General features: G+C 61.8%; 18 protein-coding genes and 1 tRNA gene. 1 reads left to right on the top strand and 18 read right to left on the bottom strand.

The features are described 5' to 3' along the window. Nucleotides 1–114: 114 nt before the first annotated feature. Nucleotides 115–1392, bottom strand: coding sequence for a 4-aminobutyrate--2-oxoglutarate transaminase (gabT, locus tag DLD99_RS00955; RefSeq protein WP_085684283.1), 1278 nt, complete (start codon nucleotides 1390–1392; stop codon nucleotides 115–117). 186 nt (nucleotides 1393–1578) lie between these two features. Continuing rightward, nucleotides 1579–3021: an NADP-dependent succinate-semialdehyde dehydrogenase gene (gene gabD, locus DLD99_RS00950; RefSeq protein WP_085712649.1), complete on the bottom strand. Its 1443-nt coding sequence runs from the start codon at nucleotides 3019–3021 to the stop codon at nucleotides 1579–1581. A 444-nt stretch (nucleotides 3022–3465) separates the two neighbouring features. On the opposite strand from gabD, the gene DLD99_RS00945 reads away from it, so the two are divergent. Further along, nucleotides 3466–3542 (top strand) — tRNA-Arg (locus DLD99_RS00945). A gap of 66 nt (nucleotides 3543–3608) precedes the next feature. Here the strand turns inward: DLD99_RS00945 and DLD99_RS00940 are convergent. The 16 genes from DLD99_RS00940 to DLD99_RS00865 all read right to left on the bottom strand — a co-directional run bounded on the left by DLD99_RS00940 (nucleotide 3609) and on the right by DLD99_RS00865 (nucleotide 21655). Beyond that, a complete protein-coding gene (locus DLD99_RS00940; RefSeq protein WP_244220768.1) occupies nucleotides 3609–3878 on the bottom strand; it encodes a hypothetical protein in 270 nt (89 codons plus the stop codon). A gap of 20 nt (nucleotides 3879–3898) precedes the next feature. Then, entirely contained in the window at nucleotides 3899–4510 is a 612-nt protein-coding gene (locus tag DLD99_RS00935) for a hypothetical protein (RefSeq protein ID WP_114880966.1), read from the bottom strand. Continuing rightward, nucleotides 4507–5088, bottom strand: coding sequence for an RNA polymerase sigma factor (locus DLD99_RS00930; RefSeq protein WP_244220797.1), 582 nt, complete (start codon nucleotides 5086–5088; stop codon nucleotides 4507–4509). The genes DLD99_RS00935 and DLD99_RS00930 overlap by 4 nt, the downstream gene beginning before the upstream one ends. Nucleotides 5089–5117: 29 nt before the next feature. Beyond that, on the bottom strand, nucleotides 5118–6809 hold the full coding sequence (locus DLD99_RS00925; protein ID WP_114880964.1) for a vWA domain-containing protein: 1692 nt from the start codon (nucleotides 6807–6809) through the stop codon (nucleotides 5118–5120). Nucleotides 6810–6897: 88 nt separating this feature from the next. After that, nucleotides 6898–7458, bottom strand: a complete 561-nt coding sequence (locus DLD99_RS00920) for a YbhB/YbcL family Raf kinase inhibitor-like protein (RefSeq protein ID WP_114880963.1) — start codon at nucleotides 7456–7458, stop codon at nucleotides 6898–6900. Nucleotides 7459–7561: 103 nt separating this feature from the next. After that, complete coding sequence (gene pgaD, locus DLD99_RS00915; protein ID WP_114880962.1) at nucleotides 7562–8092, bottom strand: poly-beta-1,6-N-acetyl-D-glucosamine biosynthesis protein PgaD; 531 nt, start codon at nucleotides 8090–8092, stop codon at nucleotides 7562–7564. After that, complete coding sequence (gene pgaC / locus DLD99_RS00910; protein ID WP_114880961.1) at nucleotides 8089–9444, bottom strand: poly-beta-1,6-N-acetyl-D-glucosamine synthase; 1356 nt, start codon at nucleotides 9442–9444, stop codon at nucleotides 8089–8091. The genes pgaD and pgaC overlap by 4 nt, the downstream gene beginning before the upstream one ends. A 1-nt stretch (nucleotide 9445) precedes the next feature. Then, entirely contained in the window at nucleotides 9446–11443 is a 1998-nt protein-coding gene (gene pgaB / locus DLD99_RS00905) for a poly-beta-1,6-N-acetyl-D-glucosamine N-deacetylase PgaB (protein ID WP_114880960.1), read from the bottom strand. A 12-nt stretch (nucleotides 11444–11455) separates the two neighbouring features. Beyond that, entirely contained in the window at nucleotides 11456–13939 is a 2484-nt protein-coding gene (gene pgaA / locus DLD99_RS00900; RefSeq protein ID WP_114880959.1) for a poly-beta-1,6 N-acetyl-D-glucosamine export porin PgaA, read from the bottom strand. 258 nt (nucleotides 13940–14197) lie between these two features. Next, nucleotides 14198–15709, bottom strand: coding sequence for a YdgA family protein (locus DLD99_RS00895; RefSeq protein ID WP_114880958.1), 1512 nt, complete (start codon nucleotides 15707–15709; stop codon nucleotides 14198–14200). Between the two features lie 199 nt (nucleotides 15710–15908). Then, complete coding sequence (locus tag DLD99_RS00890; protein ID WP_114880957.1) at nucleotides 15909–16544, bottom strand: NADH:ubiquinone oxidoreductase subunit N; 636 nt, start codon at nucleotides 16542–16544, stop codon at nucleotides 15909–15911. Between the two features lie 93 nt (nucleotides 16545–16637). Further along, on the bottom strand, nucleotides 16638–18080 hold the full coding sequence (locus DLD99_RS00885; protein ID WP_114880956.1) for an efflux transporter outer membrane subunit: 1443 nt from the start codon (nucleotides 18078–18080) through the stop codon (nucleotides 16638–16640). After that, entirely contained in the window at nucleotides 18077–18964 is an 888-nt protein-coding gene (locus tag DLD99_RS00880; RefSeq protein WP_114880955.1) for an efflux RND transporter periplasmic adaptor subunit, read from the bottom strand. The genes DLD99_RS00885 and DLD99_RS00880 overlap by 4 nt, the downstream gene beginning before the upstream one ends. After that, a complete protein-coding gene (locus tag DLD99_RS00875; RefSeq protein WP_007957657.1) occupies nucleotides 18961–19170 on the bottom strand; it encodes a DUF1656 domain-containing protein in 210 nt (69 codons plus the stop codon). Before DLD99_RS00875 ends, DLD99_RS00880 begins: the two co-directional genes overlap by 4 nt. Then, nucleotides 19167–21230, bottom strand: coding sequence for an FUSC family protein (locus tag DLD99_RS00870; RefSeq protein ID WP_085712634.1), 2064 nt, complete (start codon nucleotides 21228–21230; stop codon nucleotides 19167–19169). Before DLD99_RS00870 ends, DLD99_RS00875 begins: the two co-directional genes overlap by 4 nt. Continuing rightward, the gene (locus tag DLD99_RS00865; RefSeq protein ID WP_085712633.1) at nucleotides 21227–21655 is read right to left on the bottom strand and encodes a MarR family winged helix-turn-helix transcriptional regulator; all 429 of its coding nucleotides are present in this window, start codon (nucleotides 21653–21655) and stop codon (nucleotides 21227–21229) included. The genes DLD99_RS00870 and DLD99_RS00865 overlap by 4 nt, the downstream gene beginning before the upstream one ends. Nucleotides 21656–21868: the final 213 nt, after the last annotated feature.

Raw genomic sequence — 21868 nt, 5'->3', positions numbered from 1 at the left:
CTTAGCCAATGCTGGCGCTTCGATACAGCTCGAATGCGGGGTATGTGTTTCAGCAAGCGTAAAAAAACCCGCCGAAGCGGGTTTTTTGTCGATCCGATCACACAGTGCCCGGCATTACAGCTCCGAGAAGCACTCTTCGATGATCGCCAGACCTTTGTCCAGTTGCTCGTCCGGCGAGGTCAGCGGAACCAGTACGCGCAGAACGTTGCCGTAGGTGCCGCAGGACAGCAGGATCAGGCCCTTGTCGCGTGCCTTGGCCACCACCGCTGCTACGGCAGTCGGGTTTGGCTTGTGGCTGTCGCCGTTTTCGAACAGCTCGACCGCGATCATCGCGCCCAGGGCACGGACTTCGCCGATCACCGGGTACTTGGCCTGGATGGCCTTCAGGCCGGTAACCAGACGCTCGCCGACAGCCTTGCAGCGATCCAGCAGTTTTTCTTCTTCGAACACTTCCATCACGGCCAGGGCCGCGGCGCAAGCGATCGGGCTACCGGCGTAGGTGCCGCCCAGGCCGCCTGGAGCGATGGCGTCCATGTATTCGGCCTTGCCGCAGACACCGGCCAGCGGGAAGCCGCCAGCGATGGATTTGGCGAAGGTGGTCAGGTCGGCAGCAACGCCCATCTGTTCCATGGCGAAGAAAGTGCCGGTACGGCCAGCGCCGGTCTGCACTTCGTCAGCGATCAGCAGGATGCCGTGCTGGTCGCACAGGGCACGCAGACGCTTCATGAATTCTTTCGGCGCGACGTAGAAACCACCTTCACCCTGAACAGGCTCGATGATGATCGCGGCGATGTCTTTCGGCTCGGCGTCGTTCTTGAAGATGCGTTCGATGGAAGCGATCGAGTCGTCGATGCTCACGCCGTGCAATTCGTTCGGGTACAGCGCGCGGAAGATGCCGCCTGGCATCAGACCCATGCCGGCCGAGTAAGGCACGACTTTACCGGTCAGGCCCAGGGTCATCATGGTGCGACCGTGGTAAGCGCCGGTGAAAGCGATCACGCCAGCGCGGCCAGTGGCAGCACGGGCGATCTTCACGGCGTTTTCAACCGCTTCGGAACCGGTGGTCACCAGCAGGGTTTTCTTGGCGAAGTCGCCCGGTACGCGAGCGTTGATTTTTTCGCACAGCTCAACGTACGGCTCGTAGGCCAGTACCTGGAAGCAGGTGTGAGTCAGCTTGTTCAGCTGTTCGGTCACGGCAGCGATGATTTTCGGGTGCACGTGGCCGGTGTTCAGTACGGCGATACCGCCGGCGAAGTCGATGAACTCGCGACCTTCAACGTCGGTCACGGTCGCGTTCTTCGCGGACTCGGCGAAGATCGGGTGAATCTGGCCAACACCACGTGGAACAGCGGCGGTACGGCGGGCCATCAAGTCAGCGTTAGTCTTGCTCATTACAGTCCTCATTCACCGCTCATCGGGCGGCGTGGTTCAAGGATTAAGCGGGAGGAATCGGCGGTGGCAGCATGCGATGATCGACTGCCACGGCGTTCCCGGCCGCAGAGAAAATTCCGGTTTGAAACGACGCAAAGGGACAGCGCTCTCGTGCCCTTTGCGTTTACAGCGATCTACTACCGAGGCTTAGATGCCCAGGCAGAGGTATTTGATTTCCAGGTAATCTTCAATGCCGTACTTGGAGCCTTCACGGCCCAGGCCCGAAGCCTTGATGCCGCCGAATGGCGCGACTTCGTTGGAGATCAGCCCGGTGTTGACGCCGACCATGCCGTATTCCAGGGCTTCAGCCACACGGAACACACGGCCCAGGTCACGAGCGTAGAAGTACGAAGCCAGACCGAACTCGGTGTCGTTCGACATCGCGATCACTTCGGCTTCGTCTTTGAAGCGGAACAGCGGCGCCAGCGGACCGAAGGTTTCTTCCTTGGCCACTGCAGCATTTTTCGGCACGTTGGTCAGGATGGTCGGTTCGAAGAAGTTGCCTTCCATCTGCTTGCCGCCGGCCAGCACGGTGGCGCCTTTGGCCACGGCGTCGGCGATGTGCTCTTGGACCTTGGCTACAGCTTTCTCGTCGATCAGCGGACCGGTGGTGGTGCCGTCTTCCAGACCATTGCCGATCTTCAGCTTGGCGACTGCCGCTTTCAGTTTCTCGGCAAACGCGTCGTAGACCGAGTCCTGAATGTACAGACGGTTGGCGCAGACGCAGGTCTGGCCGTTGTTGCGGTACTTGGAAATGATCGCGCCTTCGACGGCCTTATCCAGGTCCGCGTCGTCGAACACGATGAACGGCGCGTTGCCGCCCAGTTCCAGGGAAACTTTCTTGATGTCCTTGGCGCATTCCGACATCAGCTGACGACCGATTTCGGTCGAGCCGGTGAAGGACAGCTTGCGCACGATCGGGTTGCTGGTCAGCTCGCTGCCGATGTCGCCGGCGCTACCGGACACCACGCTGAACACACCTTTAGGGATGCCGGCGCGCTGGGCCAGTTCGGCCAGGGCGAAAGCGGAGAACGGGGTTTGCGAAGCAGGCTTGAGCACCATGGTGCAACCGGCGGCCAGGGCCGGGCCCGCTTTACGGGTAATCATCGCCGCCGGGAAGTTCCACGGGGTGATGGCGGCGGTCACACCGATTGGCTGCTTGATCACGATCAGGCGCTTGTCAGGCTGGTGGCCCGGAATCACGTCGCCGTAGATGCGCTTGGCTTCTTCGGCGAACCACTCGATGAACGAAGCAGCGTAGACGATTTCGCCCTTGGCTTCGGCCAGTGGCTTGCCCTGCTCGAGGGTCATCAGACGAGCCAGGTCTTCCTGGTTCTCGATGATCAGCTCGAACCAGCGACGCAGTTTGCCTGCACGCTCCTTGGCGGTCAGTGCACGCCAGGCCGGCAGCGCTTTGTCAGCGGCTTCAATCGCGCGGCGGGTTTCGGCAGCGCCCATCTTCGGCACGGTGCCAAGGATTTCGCCGGTGGCCGGGTTGTTGACCTTGATCGTCTGACCGTTGTCCGCGTCGACCCAAGCGCCATCGATGAAGGCTTGCTGGCGGAACAACTGGGTGTCTTTAAGCTGCATGTCGGCTTTCCTTAACAGCACCGCGGCCAGCGCGGAGCAAAATTATGATTGTAGAAAGGCGCCTCGCAAGGCTGCCGTCAGGGAAATCATTCACCGGGCTCAAGCACCTGAATAGTGCACGGTTGCAAACACGTGCGGCTCGGCACCCGATCAAAGAGCGTTTGAAATCTCAAACGGATCCTAGGATCAAAGGGGGTAAAGGACAATAGGTCGTTCGAAAAAAAGAACAAAAACGCCGCTTTTGCCGGACTTTTCAGATCAACGAGCAACAAGCCTGCGCCGCAACGAAACCTTAGTTCAGTCCCGCCAAAGCGCCAAGCGAGCCTTTTGCAGGACGTTACAGCTTTATGGAATGCAGCGTTTTCCACCGACACGCGCACTGACAATCAGCGCCAAAACCCGGCATGGACGCCCCGAGCCGACCTAGGTATGATGTCGCCCGCTGCACCAGTAGCTCAGCTGGATAGAGTACTGCCCTCCGAAGGCAGGGGTCGTGGGTTCGAATCCCGCCTGGTGCGCCATGAACAGAAACGAAAAAGCCTCAGGCCGAAAGGTCTGAGGCTTTTTTGTGCCTGCTGGCTGGCGGCTCACTCCGTCGTCCAGTCAAACTCGTCATATTCATCATCGTCTTCGTCGTCCTCGATCCACTCATCATCAAGAACGTCTTCCTGCAGATCCTCTTCTGCCTGTTTGGCCAGAAGAAACTCCTTGCGACTCTCGGTCACGGCTCGCCGCAGTTCTTCGCCCTTCACCGGGCAGTTGAGCATTTGGGCGATGCGGTCGATTTTTTGGGCCACGGCATCCTCCAGCGCATCGGCAATGCCCCGATAGTGCGCGTTTTTGCGGGGCAATGCCAAATGGCTGGATGATCAACCGGTCAGTTCTGGCGGATTTGTTCGAGGCGCAGGTCCAGATTCACGCTTGGGTAACGCTTGTGCAGATTGTTGTACAGGGTGTCGGCAGCTTGTGATTGACCGGATTCGCGCAGGCGCAGGACTTCGCGCAGTTGCTCGTCGAGGCCATTGGCCGGGGCGGCAGCGCGCTTGCTGACTTTGGCTTCGTCCACCCTGTCGGCGCTGATCGATTCGCTTTGCATCGGCGCGGCCATTTCCGCCATTGGTGCAGGCGCAGGTGCGGACATCGCGCCAGCAGGAGCTGACAATGTCCGGGATTCAATGGCCTCCTTGCGGGCCAGAGGCGCAGCGGGTTTGGCGGCTGGGGCGAAATCGTAATGAGCCACGGGTTCCGGGGTGCGATTCACCAGCGACAGCATCAGCGCGATACCGACCAGACTGGCGAAAGCCACCTGATAACGCGGTGTCTGGCAGACCTTGAGCCAACGCTGCCACAGACTTGGTTTCGCCGGTGAGACCTGACGATGTGCAGCGTCGAGAATTAGCGCATCGAGATGCGCCGGCGGTTCGGCGTTGTGCTGTTCGCGCACATGTTTGAGCAGTTGCTCTTCGGGTGTCTGGCGGGTGTCCGTCATGTCAGTACCTCCTCGGCCAGCAGCCGACGCAGTTTGTGCTGGGCGTAGCGCAAGCGGCTCTTGACGGTTTCCAGCGGTGTTTCGGTGAGGCTGGCGATTTGCGCCAGGTCGAGGTCGCCGTGGGCGCGCAGCAGGAACACTTCGCGCTGGTCGGCAGGCAGGGTTTGCAGCGCGCTGTCCAGGCGCAGGCTGTCGCGGCTGAGACTCAGCAGTTGTTCGGGGTCGCTTGCATCGTCACTGACCGCATGGGTCTGTTCATCGTAGCTGTCATGCAACGGCTGATGGGCGCCATGCTTGCGCCAGTGATCGATCAGACGATTGCGCGCAATCTGGAACAACCAGGTACGAAAAGTCGCCCGACCTTGTGGCTGACTGGCGCTGCGGATCAGGCTCAGCCAGGTTTCCTGATACACCTCTTCGGCCAGCTCCGGCTTGCCACTCAACCCGAGCAGAAACCGGTACAGGCTCTGGCGATGACGGGCGTACAAAATCTCGAACGCCTTGCCGTCGCCCTCGCGATATCGGGCCAGCAGCGATTCGTCGCTGCTGGCCTCAAGGCTGTCGGCGTTGGCAAACAACTGACTGATAAACCCCTTCAGGCGGCTCACTATTCAATCCGTCGCTCGGTCGGCATCGTGTTGGAGGCAGTCGCAGTCCGCAGGCTCTGCGCCAGTTCCACCAGTTGCACGAATTCGTTGCGCAGGCCGAAGCGGTCATCGCCACGGGCACCTCGGGCCAGCGCTTCGGTATCCTTGAGGCTGAAATCGCCGGTGTAGCGGCCATCCTTGAGTTGCTGGGAAAACGCAGCGACGGCGGCAGCAAAGCGCAGGTCTTCACTGGCGGGCGCAACCTGACTGGCAATCGGCCGCTCGATCAGCAGACTTTTCCCACCTTCGGGCTTTTGATATCGCACACGCAGCATCGCCAATTCTCCGTTTTTCCCGGAAATAGCCGGCTCCGACTTACCGTAGCGCAGCGGCTCCAACCAGCCCTTCTCGCCGGCCGGGACAACTTCATACAGCGCCGTCACCGTATGGCCTGCACCGATTTCACCGGCATCGACCTTGTCATTACTGAAATCCTCACGCTTGAGTGCGCGGTTTTCGTAGCCGAGCAGCCGGTATTCACTGACTTGCGCCGGGTTGAATTCCACCTGCAATTTGACGTTTTTCGCCACCACGGCGAGGGTCGAACCCAACTGATCCACCAAGACCTTGCGCGCTTCACGCAGGTTGTCGATGTAGGCGTAGTTGCCGTCGCCGGCGTCCGCCAGTTGTTCCATCAGATGTTCATTGTAGTTATCCACACCAAAACCCAGGGTGGTCAGGGAAATCCCGGTCTTGCGTTTATCCACAGCCATTTGCTTGAGGCTGTCGAAGTCGCTGACGCCGACGTTGAAGTCACCGTCGGTGGCCAGCAGGATGCGGTTGATGCCTTTGGGAATGAAGGCTTGTCGCGCCATTTGGTAGGCCAGTTCGATGCCGGAAGCACCAGCGGTCGAGCCTCCCGCCGTCAACTGCTCGATGGCTGAGCGAATTTTCGCTTTTTCCCGTCCGGAAGTCGGTTCCAGCACCACTCTGGATTCGCCGGCATACACCACCAGCGATACACGGTCCTGCTCACGCAATTGATCGACCAGCAGCTTCAGGGTGCTTTTGACCAGCGGCAGCCCTTCGCGACGGTCCATCGAGCCGGAGACATCCACCAGAAACACCAGATTGGCAGGCGCCAGTTCCGCCACTGCGCGGTCAGACGCCTTGATACCGATGCGCAGCAGCCGGGTGTGCGGGTTCCAGGGCGAAGCGGCCAGTTCAGTGGTCACGCCGAACGGTGATCCGTCATTGGGCAACGCATAGTCATAGGGAAAGTAATTGACCATCTCCTCCAGCCGCACCGCGCCTTCCGGCGGAAGACGACCCTGATTCAGCAGACGGCGGACGTTGGCGTAGGCGCCGGTGTCCACATCGGCACTGAAGGTCGAGACGGGCGTTTCGGCAACGCTGTGAATCGGGTTATCGGCCAGGGTTTCGTATTGTTCGCGCGGCTCGGCGCGATAGTCCTGTGGATAACTTTCCCCGGCCGGCATCGGTGCAAAACTGGCCGTCGGCGCCGCCAATGCACTGCGCTTGGCCAAAGAGTGATCGGCCATGACCCTCTCTGGTTGCGCTACGGGTTTGGAGGGGAGCTGTGCCGGTGGCGGCACGGCGGCGGATTCCGGACTGGAGGAAACACCGCAACCGGCGACGACCAACAGCACACCGGCAGCCAGGGGTCGCAGAAGCATCGAAGGAAGAGACATGGGGGCTGACCTCGAGGAAGAATTGATCCATTCAACCTCTGAGACGGACAGCCCTTTCAGTTCGGGTTAAACGCCGCCGAAATTATTTTCAGCGGTGATAACGCCGCACTGCACTGCTGTTGCGCAGTACATGGCCTTTGATTTTTTCCAGCAGTTGGGCGCGGGTCAGGCCGGCCGGCAAGGCGTCGGGAGCCAGATCCAGGGCGTAGATCTGGATGATGTAGTGGTGCGCACTGTCACCGGTCGGCGGGCACGGCCCGACATAAGTGGTCGTGCCTTTGCTGTTGGTGCCGCCCAGGCCTTCGAAAGTCGGCTTGGTGCCGCTGCCGGCCGGGATCTGCCGGGTCGTGGCCTTGATGCCGTAATGAACCCAGTGATCGACGCCCAGGCCTTTCTGGCCGTCCGGATCATGCATCACGATGGCGTAGCTCTGGGTGGCGGCCGGGCCGGCATTCCAGCTCAGCGCCGGGGACAGGTTCTTGCCGCCGCAACCGGCGGCATCACTGGCTGCCGCCGCGGTGAACAGACGGTTGTCCGAAACACCGGGAATGCTGAGGGTGAAACGCTCCTGGGCCTGCGCCGAAAACTGCACGCAAAGGGCGACGGCAACGGCCGCCAGCCAAGGGTTGAGAGAGGTCAATCGGGTCATTCCGGGAGCACCTTGTGCAGTTGGGCCGTCTTCGGCCTGCAGACTATAGCTGTACCGTTCGTGCCGTGGCAGTGGCAAATGACGCCCATTGGTATCACCGCGCTTACAGACGGTTCGTCGGCTCACGGTTATCGTCGTCCTCGGCGTGCAGAAAAATCACCCGCGGATGCTCCAGCGGCGCCAGGGGTGGCGGCAGTTCCGCCGGCTCTACCGGCCACAGGTGCGGCACCACATGACTGACATCACCGTCCTGATTGTTGTGGATGGTGATGACGCCCGGGCTGCGAAGCTTCTGCAGACGGTCATCGCACAGCTTGAAGCTTTTGCTCAGGCCGTCATCGTCGACCACCGGGGCAGCCAGGCGACGCTGGGCGAAACTGCGGCTCTTGCGCTGTTGATAACGGGCCCAGGAAATCAGGATCACGGCGTTGACCAGCGCCACCCACATATAGATCTGCAAGGTGCCAAGGGCTTCGAACGCCGAATTGTCTATGCGCGGCCCGCCGGCATGGGTTTCAATCAGCGGCCACAGCCCGCGCACCAGCAGATACAGCAGGCCAACCCAGGCCAGCACCGTGAGGATCACGTCGATCACCACCAGGAATGGCCGCTGGCGGGTCCGGATGATTTTCATTTGATGACCTCCTCTTCGTCGTCGCGCGCCGGTTTGATGCCCCGGTCAGGGCTGACCCAGCGCGCACGCTTCTGATGCTGGCCGAACAGCACCTTCGGAAAGCTGACCAGCGTGGTCAGCAGACTGATGAACCAGAACACCAACGGATACCAGACCACCCAGAACATGGTTCTGCCCAGACCCGGCTCATAGCGTCGGTCGATGATGATGCTGACCGCGAACTGCACCAGGCAGACAAACGCCAGCAGCAGCCCGGTAAAGGCCGGCGGCATCAGGTGATGCACGGCAATGGCTTCGGGCATGACCATGAACTTGCCCATCCCCCAGAAGATCACCGACAGCAGGAAAGTGAAGGCCCAGCCGGTCGACAGGCAGTATTCGAACAGCAGCGGCCACAGATAACGGTGACGGTACTGCCAGATCCCGCGAATGTTCTTGAACAGCACTTCGGCGCCGCCCTGGGCCCAGCGCAAACGCTGCTTCCACAGGCCACGCAGGGTTTCCGGCATCAGGATCCAGCACAGGGCGCGGGGCTCGTAGAAGATGCTCCAGTGGTCCAGTTGCAGCTTCCAGCTGATGTCGATGTCTTCGGTGATCATGTCCGGGCTCCAGTAGCCGACCCGGTTCAGCGCGGTGCGGCGGAACGCGACGATCACACCGGACACGGTGAAGATCCGCCCGAACACCCGCTGGGTACGTTTGATCAGCCCGATGATCGACGAGAACTCGCCGACCTGAACCCGCCCGACCAGTGTCGAACGCGTGCGAATCCGCGGGTTGCCGGTCACCGCACCAAGCCGCGCGTTCTCGAGCATCGGTGCCACCAGGTAAGCAGCAGTGTTCGGCGCCAGCAGCGCGTCACCGTCGATGCACACCAGATATTCACTGCGCGCCGCAATGGCGCCCATGCGCAGGGCCACGGCCTTGCCCTGGTTTTCCGCCAGGTGCAGCACCCGCAGCCGTGGGTCTTCCTTGGCCAACGCATCCAGTACTTGTGCGGTGTTGTCCTTGGAGCCGTCGTTGATCGCGATGACTTCGATGTTCGGGTAATGCTGGGCCAGCGCCGCGTGAATGGTGTCGGCGGCGTTGTCGCCCTCGTTGTAGCAAGGGATCAGGATCGAAATCAGCGGTTCGCCTTCCAGCGGCGGCGGCAGCGTGTCGTCTTTCCACGGCCAGTGCCGCTCCCAGTGCAGCCAGAAATACAGGCCGCCGGAAATCCACAATCCGGACATGAACAGCGGGTAGAAGAACACGAAGTCCATCAGGAATTGCCCGGTGACCAGGAAGATCAGCCCCAGCGGGACGCCGAGGACGATCGCCAGAACAAGCAGGGCCAGCAGTCTATCCAGCATGTCATGGGTTCCATTTGTTGGAGAGCGCAGGCCGCACGGTTTTCAGGTCCGGCAGGTTCTCGAGGAAGTTGTCCGGGTAGTAACCGAAACTCGTCGCGCCCTGACGCTTGAGACGGCCCATCCAGTCGGCCAGCTGTGCACCGTCGATGTCGGCCTGGTCCTTTTTCGTCCAGTCCCGGGCCTGCAACTCGAACACCGTGCGATCCAGCGCTCCGGGGCGCTGTTTGATCTTCGCCACCAGTTCTTCCAGCCACGGGCCGGATTGCGCATGGGTCTGTTTTTCCATGAGCGGCATGGCCATCGGCGCTGTCCAGTCGTAGCTCACGAGGAAATCGTCGAGGTTCTGTGCGAACCACGCTTCGCTCTCGGGGTTGAGCACCGGCTCGGCGAAGATGTTGCGCGCAGTGAGCACCTGCGGGCCGCGGATCGCCCGGACCTTGGCGGTCAGTTCGTTGGTGAAGTCGATCAGGTAGCGGCTCTTGAACCGAGTCCAGCGCTGCATGGCCGCCGGATCATCACGCAGGGCGGCAATCGAGCCCGGCAAACCGTGAGCGGCATAGGCCTTCAAGGCCTCGGGGCTGGCGTCTTCGAAATCCGAGAACACGGCGTCATCGTGGTAGAGGATGCCGTCGACCGAGGTCAGGCGCGCCACGTCTTCGTAGATTTCACCGATGATCCGCCGCACCTCGGGATCGAACGGCGACAGTCGCTTGTACTGATCCGGGTCGACCGACGTAGTGCCGGTCTTCGGGTCCCAGCGCGTGACCCGTGGCAGTTTTGAATCCAGCGCAAAACTCAGCACCGGCATCCAGGCGAACACTTTCACGTGAGCCCGGGTGCGCAGCTGCCAGGCGACACGGTCGAAAATGTCGGCACGCACCGGCAGATGACGGTTGGGGAAATACAGCGAATGCACCAGTCCATCGCCTTTCGGATCGGCGAAGGCCTGAAGGAATACGGTGTTGGCGCCCATGTCGGCCATGCGCTGGATCAGCTTGCCGAGGTTCACCTCCTGCTGCGCCGGGTCCGGGTCATAGACGTTGTCCAGATCCACATGCACCACGCGCATGGCGAAGTCGGACTGCACCGCCACGATGCTGTTGGCGAAATGCTCGCCGTCCGGGTCGGACGCGACGAGGAACCGTGGGCTGCTCATCAGGTTGTCGAGGGCATCGAGACCGTCGTCGAGGGTCAAGGCCATTTCGTAGCCCTGCTCGCTGACCACAGTCAGCGAAGTGCCGTCCGCCGTGCCGTAGGGCCAGACCCAGACCCGTGGCTTCTTGCCGGTGGCCTTGCGGATTTTTTCCGAGATGGTGGCCACGTCGGTGCGAATCCGTGCCTGGAAGTCCGCCTCGGATTCATAGCGTTTGGTCACCGGATCGTAACGCCGGGTCGCGGCCGCCGGCTGCATGTTGCCTTGCGGGTTGGCGAGGATGCCTTTGTGGCTGGCGTCGGTGTGGGCGGCGATTTCCACCAGGCCGGATTGCGAGATTTCGCGCACCTGATCCCAGGTCAGGAAATCGGAACGCGGGCGCATGGCGCCGGCAAAATCCACCGGCTGATTCAGCGGTGTGTCGATCCAGACGCCCACCGGTGCCAGCAGCGCATGCCAGTTATAGGCACGCAGCACCGGCATCACACGGGTGTAGAAACTTGCGTAGCCGTCGTCGAAGCTGAGCAGGATGGCTTTGGGCGGCAGTTCCGGCCCGCCCTTGCGCGCAGCCATGATCTGATCGACCGTCACCGGCTTGTAGTTGTTTTCCCGCAGCCACGCCAGTTGCTCGATCATGCGCTCGGTGCGCACCGCCACCACCGCCTGATCGGGATCACGGTCTTCGATGTCGTGGTAGGCAATGCCCAGCACGTGGTTTTTCGGCCATGGTTTTTCATTGGCCGCCACCGGACGCTCCGACGGCGGCGCGAAGGCCGGAGCTTGCTGGGCGCAGGCGCTGACCAGCAGCACTCCCAGCAGAAGGATGAAACGCGAAATCAAAGGCATCTTCAAACTCTTCTAGAAGCGGAAAGTGAGGTCGACGAGCAGACGCAGATCGGTTTCCCGATCACCGTCGTAGGGCCGGTTGATCACACTGAACAAACCGCCCACCTCGAATACGTCGTTCCAGGCATAACGCTGGCCGTAGCCGAGCATCGCCATGCCGCCGGTGCCGTGGTCACGCTGGCTGTACGTACCCGCACCGGCCTGGAACTGCTGGCTCCAGGAAGTTTCGTAGCGGTGGTAGAGCACGTGGTTGACGTTGACCGTCGGCATCACGCTGAAGTCCGCCTTCGGGTTGTAGTAAGGCACGTCTTCGGAATTCGAGTTGTGACTGGTGCTGACTTCCAGACCGGCATCGACCTGCACATGAGTCGTGCTGTAGACGCCCTCGCGCCCGGTCAACAAGGCTTCGACGCGGTTGTTGCCGTCGCTGAAATGCGAGGGGCTGACCGACAGTTTCCATTCGCGGCTTTCGTTGGCGCGCCAGCGAATGAAACCGCTGCCGCCGTTGGCCTTGATGTTGCTGTTCAACGCGCGCAGCGGGGTGTCGGCCGACAGGTATTCAAGGCTGCCGCCGTACTGCCAGTTGTCGTTGATGTCCCGGGCAATCGCCAGACGGGCGCCCTGCTTGTCACCATAACCGTAGGAATGGTTGGAGACTTCCGCTTCAAGGGTCATGTCGCGGGTACGACGTTCCAGACCCACACGCTGGAAGCGGTGGTTGCCGGTACCCTCGGCGAAGTCGCCAGTGGCGTAGCCGATCCCCGCGAACACCCGCCAGTCTTCATCGATCGGCGGGCTGTACAGCGTGCTCTGGATGCCGAAGTCCCGGCTGCCGCTGACTGCGCCGGCATTGCCACCGCTGCCGCCATTGGCCTTGCCGCCGTAGGCTTCGACGCGCAGCTCGGACATGTCATGCACTTCACGCTCGCGGGCGGCGCGCTGCACCTGGCGGTTGTCCGGGAAACGCTCGACGACATCGTCAGTCAGGGCATCCATCTGCCGCCATTCCTGAAGCGTCATGGCGGTGCGGGCCTGAGCGACTTCCAGACCCATGTCCCGGGGCACCATGCTCTCGACTTCCTTGAGCTGGCTTTCGGCGCGACGGGGCCATTGGCGGGCCAGGTACAGATCGGCCTGGGACAGGCGCAAGCCGACGTTGCCCGGCGCCTGATCGACCAGTGTCTGCAAACGGTCCTCACCATGGGGCAGGTCCGCGCCGTAGGTGCCGGCGGCCTGGGCCGACAGCAATTGGGCGTCCATCCAGTCGTCGCTGGGGTTGCCGATGGGCAGGCCCTTGAGTTCGACGCGCGGTTTCTCGTTTTTGGCCAGATCTTCGGCGACTTTGCGCGCCTCTTCCGCCCGGTCGCTTTCCAGCAGCGAGTAGTACAGCGCGGTGGTGTCTTCGAGGCGATCACCGGCATCGGCGTCCGGTGCCGAGAGCACCTGGCGATACAGGTCGGTGGAAACTTCCGGTTGCCGCTGATCCAGATAGGACGCGGCCACCCAGCGCAGGGCGTAGGTCGGAATCTTCACGCCTTCCGCTTGCAGCTTCTGATATTCGGTAATCACGTCGGCGGTGCGCGCCCGGGCCTTGAGGGCGCCCATGCGGTCGATGCGCCAGCGGGTCACGTCATCGTGGGCGCTGGCGTCGGGGGTCCAGGTGGCGAGCAGTTTGTCGTAGTCGGCCAGTGCGCGGTCGGCAATCACGTAGCGTTCTTTTTCGCTACGGGTGGCGAATTCGGCAAGGCGCACCCGTTCGGCTGCCAGATCGCCTTCGAGGCGGCGCAGGGTCACCGGATCTATCAACCCCGGCCGTTGATTGGCCAGGCGCAGCGCCGGCTCCGGCAGACGGGCCTTTTGCAGGGCGACCACGTATTCACGGGCGACTTCCGGTTTGCTGCCGGCGCGAACGAAGGCCTGATCGTATTCGAACAGTGCGTCGTATTGTTTGCCGGCGCGGGTCAGGGCATAGCCCAGTGCGAGACGGCGGGAAGGATCATCGGGTTTCGCGGCAACCAACGCCTTGGCGCGGGCCACGGCTTCATCGGGTTTGCCGGAATCAGCCTGGGTCAACGCCAGACCCAGTTGCAGGTCGGCATTGTTCGGCTCCAGCGCCAGGGCCTTGTTGTAGACCTCGGTGGCCTGATCCCAACGCTTGAGATTGCGATAGGCCCGGGCGGTGGCGGTCAGGGCCTGAACAGGCAGGACACGGTTGCGGCCCTCGGTTTCATAAACCTTGACCACTTCGGCGTCGAGCCCGGCCCAACTGGCGATTTGCAGGTGATCGCTGACCTGCCCCGTGGTCGACTGGCCCGGCGGAACCTGACGCAGCACGTTCAGTGCAGGCGTGGTTTGCCCGGCACGCGCATCACGCACCATCTGATCATAGGGCGTATCGGCCAGCGCCAATGCAGGCCAGAGCAACTGGCTGCACAGCGCGACTCGAAACAAAGGGCGTAAACCACGATGTAATACGGGAACATCAATACGCGGCATTCGTCAGCATCCTTACATGGCCAGCCGGGTAGCTACGCCCCCCCTTGCCCGATTCGTGACGGAGGCCAAGTCGGTATCACTCGGCCAAGCTAATCCAAGCAGTCTTGCACGCAAGCGTAGACCAATATTCAGAACACAATATTTGTTCAGATTCGTGACCGGAAACGCGGGGGCTTGCTGCAAACGCAGATTCCAGACAGCAAAACGCCCGGCGTTTGCGGGTAGCAAAGGCCGGGCGCTGAGGTGTTGCGCGGGGTTTTACTGTTCCTGGCTGACGCTGACGCCGGCAAATTTGCTCATCAGGAAGCCGACGAATTGCTCGACCGTCATTTTCTGGCCGTTGAACTCCACCTGATTGGCGGCGTAGTGCAACTTGGTCGTCACATTGGTGCCATCCAGCGTTGCCAGCTGCGAACCCACGGCCATGCCGGAGAACATGTCGGCGGCGGCGCTGGCCTGGTCAACAATGGCTTTGGCGTCAGTCTGACCGTCGATCTGAGCCTGCACGCTGAGCAGATCCACCAGCATTGGCTTGGACACCTGCACATTGAGGTCAAGTAGCGCGATCAGCTGTTTGCCCAGTTGATCCGGCGGCAGGTCCATCGAGGCCGGTTTGGTCAGGTCGAGCACCAGGTTGGCGCGGCTTTCACCGTTGGCGGTTTTCAGCGACAGGTCTTCCAGCGCCAGTTGCGGGCCGGCGGCCAGCAGTTTCTGCATGTCAGCCTTGACCTGGGCGGACTCGGCTTCGGTCAGGTTCAGCTCTGGCGCCGGCAGGCCGGCGGCGGTGGCTTCGGCGGCGGCTTTTTCGTACGGCTGCAGCTTGGTCTGGTAGATCTGCATCAGCGACAGGGCCGACGGAATATCGAGGTTCTTCAGGCTCATGGCCAGGTTGGCCGAACCGATTTTCTTGTCGTTGAGGGTCACTTCGCCGATTTTGTAGTCGGCACGACCGGAGGCGTTGCTGCCGTTCTCTTCGGTGAGGTTCTTCATTTCGAAGTTCTTCACGCCCAGCACCAACTGCTTGGCGCCGAAAGTGGTCTTGCTGCCGGTCAGCTCGAGGGTGTTTTCGCCGGTGTAGTAGCCGTAGCTGCTCTTATTCAGGTTGCTGGCCAGGGTCAGGCCATTGAGTTCGATCTGCACCGGCGCCTGATCTTCAGCCACGGTGGTCAGGTGCAGGCTGTCCATGTAGCCGTTGGCCTTGACCTTCTGCGCCTGGGCGCTGGCGGAAATGTCCATGTTCAGACCGGAAAACTTCAGGCTCGACTTGTCGTCCAGCGCGGTTTCCAGCGGCAGCAGTTCAATGTTGCCAGTGGTGGACTGGTCGTAGCCGATGTTGACCACACCCTTGAGTGGCGCAGCGCCCTTGGTGGCGGCGAACCATTTTTCAGTGACCGGGGTCTTTTCCAGCTCGTAGTGACTGGTGGCCATGACCGGCAGCCATTTCAGCGAGACCAGACGCGAGAACGGCAGCGGGCCGTGTTCAATGTGGTCGACGAACAGCAGCTCGACCGGCGCTTCACCGAACATCTCGCCTTCGCCCTTGAGGCGATAGTGCGCGGTGCTGCTGAAGGTGTGACGCTCCAGCGATACCAGCTCCAGCGACGCGCTGCCGTTGGAACCGGCCATGGCGGTCTGCAGCTCTTTGTTGGCGTCGACGACGGCGTTGTTGAGCACGCCTTCAATCTTGGTGCCCGTATACCAGGCCCCGCCGACGCTGATGGCGCCGATGGCAACAACGATTCCGAGAAGCACGCCTGCTGATTTATTCATGAATGACCTGATCGATTTCCGTGGCTGAAGGTGTGGTCGTCTTCCGTGAACCCGTGACCGGGCCGTGGCTCGACTCCGCTGAATTTAGCGGTGGAGATTAGCACTGGCCGCGCGGGACGGCCCAATGTTTAAAGGTTAAAGAGTGTCCACGGGACATGGACAAACAAAAAGATCGCCGGGTTCGGCGATCTTTTCGGGATCAGGAATATTGGACCTCGATCTCGTCGAGCTGATGATCGAAGCTTTTCAGCCGCGCGGTCCAGGTGTACACGAGCACCTCGAAATCCCGATCGATCACCGCCCCGCCAGGCCCGTCGCCGCGCGGATCGCAGAAATCCAGTTGATAGCGCTCGCGGGCCATGGCCGTGGCCACGTCGGACAGCTCACGGGCGTTGTTCAGCCAGTGCCAGCCGTCATCGGCGACTTGCCTGTCGAGTTCCAGGCATTGTTTTTTCAGGGCCTCGAGGCTTTTTTCCAGCGGGGTGCCAGTGAGTTCGCCCATGACTTCGGCGAAGGTGCGTCCCGGTTGCCAGTAACTGCCCCAGAAGTAGCGGTCGAACACGGTTTCGACTTTGCGCAGCGCGACTTTGGTGTCCCAGATCAGCAGCAGGGTCTTGCTTTGTTCGAGCTGTCTTTTCTTGAGTTTTTGCACTTGCACCAACGACCAGGCCACCACCACGATCGCCATCACTGCGATCAACGCGGTCGCGCTGTCGAGGAAGACCATCGCCTTGTCGATCTGATGGGCCAGCATGATGCCGTAGAAATAGGTGGCAGACAGCAGCACCAGTGCGACCAGGGCGCACCAGAAGCCGAGAGCGTAAGGGTTTTTCATTATTGGTTTCCCCTAGACCTGCGCTAGCAATGTGCACTGAAAAGGCGCCTTGCTCAGGGCGCCCCTCCAACACTTCAAAGCATAGCAACGGCCTCAGGGTTTGCTGGCACTCGAGGCTTGCGTTCGTCCGCTTTCCCAGCCGCCGCCGAGGGCGAGGAACAAATCGATCTGGCTCATGGCAACCTGAGTGTTGGCGGCGGCCAGTTGCGCAGTGACATCGGTGTAGGTGCGAGTGGCTTGCAGGTCGGCAAGGAACGACTCGCGGCCCGCCTGGAAGAAGCGGTGAGTCTGGTCAGCCGCCAGCTTCGCCGACTGCTCGGCATCGGCCAGGGCATCGCGGCGTTGCAGCAACGCGGTGTACTGGGCCAGGCCGGTCTGGGTTTCGCGGATGGCGTTGAGCACCACGCCGTCGAAATGCGCCAGCGCGCCTTGGGTCGAGGCTTCGGCTTCGCGGATACGTGCCCGGGCGCCGTTGGTCGGCACCTTCCAGCTCAGCGACGGGCCAAAGCCCCAGCGGTTGGTCGACGGATCGCCAAGGTCGGAGACAATGCCGACGGTGCCGATGGTCGCGCCGATGCTGATGTCCGGGTACAGCTCGCCGGTGGCGATGCCGATGCCGGCGGTCGCGGCGGCCAGGCGACGCTCGGCCTGGCGGATATCCGGACGGCGCTTGAGCAATGCAGCGCCATCACCGACCGGCACCAGTTGGGCGATTTTCGGCAGTTCGGCGCAGGTCGCGGTGCCGGCCGGTAATTGATCGACCGGTTTGGCCAGCAGCATCGACAGACGGAACAACCCGGCCTGACGCGCCGCTTCATAACGCGGCAGATCGGCGCGCAGAGATTTGAATTGGGTCTGCGAGCGGGTGACCTGGGTTTCGTCGCCGCGCCCGGCATCGCGCAGACGCTGGATCAGCGTGGTGCTCTGGGATTGCAGGTCGAGGGAGTGCTGAGCGATTTCCCGTTCTTCGTTGGCCGCACAAACTTGGGTGTAAGCCCGGACCACATCGGCGACCAGGGTGATGCGCGCGGTGTCGGCGGCGGCCTGGGTCGCGTCAGCGTTGGCTTTCGCCGCTTCGATCCCGCGCTGCAGAACGCCCCACAGGTCGAACTGGTACGAGGCGCTGATGCCGATGTCGGCGACGTTGGCCACCGGGACTTTCTCCGGCAGCAGGAACGCCTGACCAGCCTCCTGCAAGCGCTGGGCGCCCATTTTCACGCCGCCGCTCCAGCCACCGGCCGCCTCGGCCTCATCGACCTGGGCACGGGCCCGCGACAGGTTCGCCGCCGCCACCCGCAGATCGGTGTTGGACGCCATGGCTTGCTGCACCAGTTGGTCCAGACGCGGATCGCGATACAACCGCCACCAGTCCGCCGGCACCGGAGTAGAAACCACAGGCTTGCCGGCCACCGCCAGATCGCCCTGAAAATCCTTGCGCTGAATCGCCGCGTCACCCGGCAGGTGATAGTCCGGCCCGACCATGGAACAGGCCGACAGCATCATGCCCAGCCCGGCGATCATCAGGGCCCTGCTCATTTCGTGGGCTCCTGCTGCTGATCGTCGATGATCGACACAGTGGCGGTACGCCCGGCGATCATGCGGAAGTCGTCCGGCACGTCGTCGAAGGCAATACGCACCGGAATCCGTTGCGCCAGACGCACCCAGCTGAAGGCCGGGTTGACGTTGGGCAGCAGGTTGCTGCCGCTCGAACGGTCACGGTCTTCGATGCCGGCGACGATGCTTTCGACATGCCCGCGCAAGCGAGCGCGGTCGCCGATCACGCGGATATCCACCGACTGACCGATGTGGATGCCGTCGAGTTTGGTCTCTTCGAAATAGCCGTCAATGTGGAACGAGTTGCTGTCCACCACCGACAGCACCGGACGCCCGGCGGTGACGAACTCTTGCGCGCGCGGCGCACGATCGTTGACGTAGCCGTCCACCGGACTGCGGATCACCGAGCGGTCGAGGTTGAGCTGGGCGCTGTCCACCATCACCAGCGCTTCGGCCAGTGCCGATTGCGCACGGGCGACTTTCGACTGGCTTTCTTCCAGCTGTTCCGCCGGCACCAGATTGCCCAGGCCACGGTTACGCTTGGCTTCGCGCTGGGCCTGAGCCAGGGTTTCTTCGCGGTCGGCAACGGCAGCCTTGGCCTGACGCAACGCCAGTTTGAAACGGTCCTGATCGATGCTGAACAGCACCTGGCCACGTTTCACCAACTGGTTGTCCTTGACCTCGACCTGCTGGATCAGCCCGGACACGTCCGGTGCAATCTGCACGATGTCGGCACGGATGTGGCCGTCGCGGGTCCAGGGCGCGAACATGTAATACATCACCATGCGCCAGACCACGACGACGGCGAAAGCCACGATCAGCAAGGTCAGCATCACGCGACCGATAGTCAAAAACGGTTTTTTCATGTCATCAGGTATCGACTGAGTGAGTCCACGCCGTACAGCATCACGGCGTAGAGGGCCACGTTGAACAATGCCCGGTGCCAGACCAGACGGTAGAAATGCAGGCGTGTGAGCACGCCGTGTACCAGCACGAACAGCACGTAAGTGATGCCCATCAGCACCAGCAGGGTCGGCAGGAAGATGCCGCTGATGTCCAGGTCACCAATCATAGGGGCGCTCCTTCGGGCAGCGGTTCTTCGGGCTCGGCGCTGGAGACGAATTCGACGCCGGGCAACAGCGCCAGACGCAAACCGCTCAAGGCGTGCAACAGGTGTAGTCGGGTTTCTTCATCGCCGTGGCCGTTGAGCGCACGACGGGTGCGGTCCATGGTCATCAGCAAGGCGCTCGGCGCCGGCAAGCGTTCGCCGGCCTTGAGGCAGGCCCGGAAATACTCGCCGACCTCGGCCACCACTTGCTGCAGCAACGCGTTCGGCGCACCGGTCACGCGCGGGGTGTAGGCCAGCAGGTCGAGCAGGTTCAGCCCCACCCGCACTTCGCGCATGGCGATGCCGGTGTCCTGACCGGTCAGTGCCAGGCGCGGCAGGTGCTGCATCAGGCGGTCAAGCAGTTGCACGCCCAGTTGCCGGTGCTCGGCGAGGTTCGCCGGCTCGGTCATGCTGACGATGTCTTTCCAGCTGAAACGGGTCAGGCGCTTGGCCGCCAGTTCGGCACCGAAAGGCCGGGCGATCAGGGTCCAGATAAACGCGAACAACAGCCCCAGCGGACCCGCCAGGTTGGAGTTGGCGAACGCAAAGAAGTCAGCGTCGTAGGCACCCTGGATGCTGATGAACGACGAGGTGTTGACCAGTGTCAGCAGCATGCCGAGGTAGAACCGTGGCTGCACCGTCAGCGTACCGACGCAGATGAACGGGATGGCAAACGCCAGCACCAGCATCGGGAAATCGTGAAGGTTCGGCAGCACCAGAAACAGGTACAGACTGGCGAACAGCACCGACATCCCGGTCCAGAAAAAGAACCGGTAAATCTGCGGCGCCGGGTCGTCCATCGAGGCAAAGAAACTGCACGACACCGCCGCCAGAATCACCGCGCTGCCGCCGTCGGTCCAGCCCAGCAGAATCCACAGCGTCGAGGCGACGATGATCGCCAGAATGGTCGACGCCACCGAATACAGCATCAGTCCACGGTCAAGGAACGGCGTCAGACGACCGAGGCGCCAGTGGCGGTAAACCGCGCGCCAGCTGTCCTGGCGTTCGCACAGGATCGCGTCCTGCAGACTGCGGCAGTCCTGCCACAGATCGATGAATTCGCCGAGGCGGTACAACGCGTTGGAGAACAGCAACTGTTTGCGATCTTCCAGGGCTTCGGCGCTCGGTTGCAGGGCTTCGAGCTGATCGCGCAGGGCTTGCCAGCGGTCGAGATCGGCGTCTTTGTAGCCGAGCCATTCACGGGTGGCAGTGAGCAGCGGCGCGAATTTTTCCACCAGTTCCGGGGTGCGCCGTTCGAGGGCGTAGAGCGAATCCTCCAGCGCATCGATCACCGGCAGCAGATGAATCATCCGCCCGCGCAGCTCCTTGGTGTTGCGCACCGTTTGCGGCCGCGCGCCTTCGTGCGGCAACTGGCCGATCATCAATTCCAGGCTGTTGAAACTGCCGACCATGGCCATGCGCAGGGCGGTGACTTCTTCGGGGTTCACGTCGCGGCTGAGGAATTTCAGGCTGTAGGTGGTCGCATCGGCGAACCACTTGCCCACGGCATCGTTGAACACCGGCGCCAGGCGCCGTGGCCAGAACATAGCCCCGACCACGGCAGCGACCGCGATGCCGAGGAAGATCTCTTCAGTCCGTGCTTCCGCCACGTCCCACACGGCCAGCGGGTTATCCACCACCGGCAGGGCGATCAGCGGCAAGGTGTAGCCGGCGAGCATCAGCGCATAGTTGTTGGCGGTGCGCAGATGCAGAGACAGGAACAGCAGAATCCCGGTCCACAACGCGATGACCACCACCAGCACATACGGGCTCTGCACGAACATCGGTACGAACAGCACCGCCGCAGCGGCGCCGAGGAACGTACCGATCGCCCGATACAGCGCCTTGGAACTGGTCGGCCCGAGGAACGGGCTGGAAACGATGTACACCGTGGCCATCGCCCAGTAAGGACGCGGCATCTGCATGAGCAAGGCGATGTACAACGCGATCATCGACGCCGCGAAAGTACGGATCCCGTAGAACCAGTCCCGGGCCGGAGGAATGCCGGAAAAAAAGCCGTTCACGGATGGGTCACCGCTGGCGGACTGGCCGCTTCGAAAGCCCTCAATACTCGAAGCGTAGCTTCCAGATCACTCCGGTCGATGCCTTCGAGCACTTCATTACGCAGACGCACCAACTCGCCTTCCACCGCCTGCACCAGTTCGCGGCCAGTGTCGGTCAGGCTCAGGCATTTGGCCCGGCGATCCTGCGGGTCTTCAGTGCGGCAAACGTAGCCGGCGTGGCACAACTGATCGAGCAGCCGCACCAGCGAAGGACTTTCTATCCCCGCCGCCTGTGCCACCTGCACCTGATGCACGCGCTCCCCCAGCCGCCCGATCATCAAGAGCGGGACGGCGCAGGCTTCGGAAATTCCATAGTTGACCAGCGTGGTCTGGCAGATCTTCCGCCAATGCCTGGCGGCCACCACCATGGCACTGCTGATGTTCATCTGGAGGGATTCGAGGTTGTTCGGCACGAAGGAATGCACACACTGTTAGTTTGCTAACTATCAATATGGCATTGGAGGGGAAATTCAGTCAAGTTTTGAAACAAATCCATGTCCGAGTGTGAATTCAGAAAAATGATCTCTCCCTGACTTTTGCGTTGTTTTTTTTACAACCCACAAGTTTTTTTTACATTTCGGTCTTTTCAAACATTTTTT

The organism is Pseudomonas kribbensis, from assembly GCF_003352185.1.
In the GTDB taxonomy this organism is placed as follows: Bacteria; Pseudomonadota; Gammaproteobacteria; order Pseudomonadales; family Pseudomonadaceae; genus Aquipseudomonas; species Aquipseudomonas kribbensis.
The sequence above is the reverse complement of the archived record's forward strand: the minus strand, read 5'-3'. Positions and strand labels throughout refer to the sequence as shown.

Coding starts and splice junctions, on each gene's coding strand:
- gabT (WP_085684283.1), bottom strand. CDS start 1,392: ATGAGCAAGACTAACGCTGACTTGATGGCCCGCCGTACCGCCGCTGTT.
- gabD (WP_085712649.1), bottom strand. CDS start 3,021: ATGCAGCTTAAAGACACCCAGTTGTTCCGCCAGCAAGCCTTCATCGAT.
- DLD99_RS00935 (WP_114880966.1), bottom strand. CDS start 4,510: ATGACGGACACCCGCCAGACACCCGAAGAGCAACTGCTCAAACATGTG.
- DLD99_RS00925 (WP_114880964.1), bottom strand. CDS start 6,809: ATGTCTCTTCCTTCGATGCTTCTGCGACCCCTGGCTGCCGGTGTGCTG.
- DLD99_RS00920 (WP_114880963.1), bottom strand. CDS start 7,458: ATGACCCGATTGACCTCTCTCAACCCTTGGCTGGCGGCCGTTGCCGTC.
- pgaD (WP_114880962.1), bottom strand. CDS start 8,092: ATGAAAATCATCCGGACCCGCCAGCGGCCATTCCTGGTGGTGATCGAC.
- pgaC (WP_114880961.1), bottom strand. CDS start 9,444: ATGCTGGATAGACTGCTGGCCCTGCTTGTTCTGGCGATCGTCCTCGGC.
- pgaB (WP_114880960.1), bottom strand. CDS start 11,443: ATGCCTTTGATTTCGCGTTTCATCCTTCTGCTGGGAGTGCTGCTGGTC.
- pgaA (WP_114880959.1), bottom strand. CDS start 13,939: ATGCCGCGTATTGATGTTCCCGTATTACATCGTGGTTTACGCCCTTTG.
- DLD99_RS00895 (WP_114880958.1), bottom strand. CDS start 15,709: ATGAATAAATCAGCAGGCGTGCTTCTCGGAATCGTTGTTGCCATCGGC.
- DLD99_RS00890 (WP_114880957.1), bottom strand. CDS start 16,544: ATGAAAAACCCTTACGCTCTCGGCTTCTGGTGCGCCCTGGTCGCACTG.
- DLD99_RS00885 (WP_114880956.1), bottom strand. CDS start 18,080: ATGAGCAGGGCCCTGATGATCGCCGGGCTGGGCATGATGCTGTCGGCC.
- DLD99_RS00880 (WP_114880955.1), bottom strand. CDS start 18,964: ATGAAAAAACCGTTTTTGACTATCGGTCGCGTGATGCTGACCTTGCTG.
- DLD99_RS00875 (WP_007957657.1), bottom strand. CDS start 19,170: ATGATTGGTGACCTGGACATCAGCGGCATCTTCCTGCCGACCCTGCTG.
- DLD99_RS00865 (WP_085712633.1), bottom strand. CDS start 21,655: ATGAACATCAGCAGTGCCATGGTGGTGGCCGCCAGGCATTGGCGGAAG.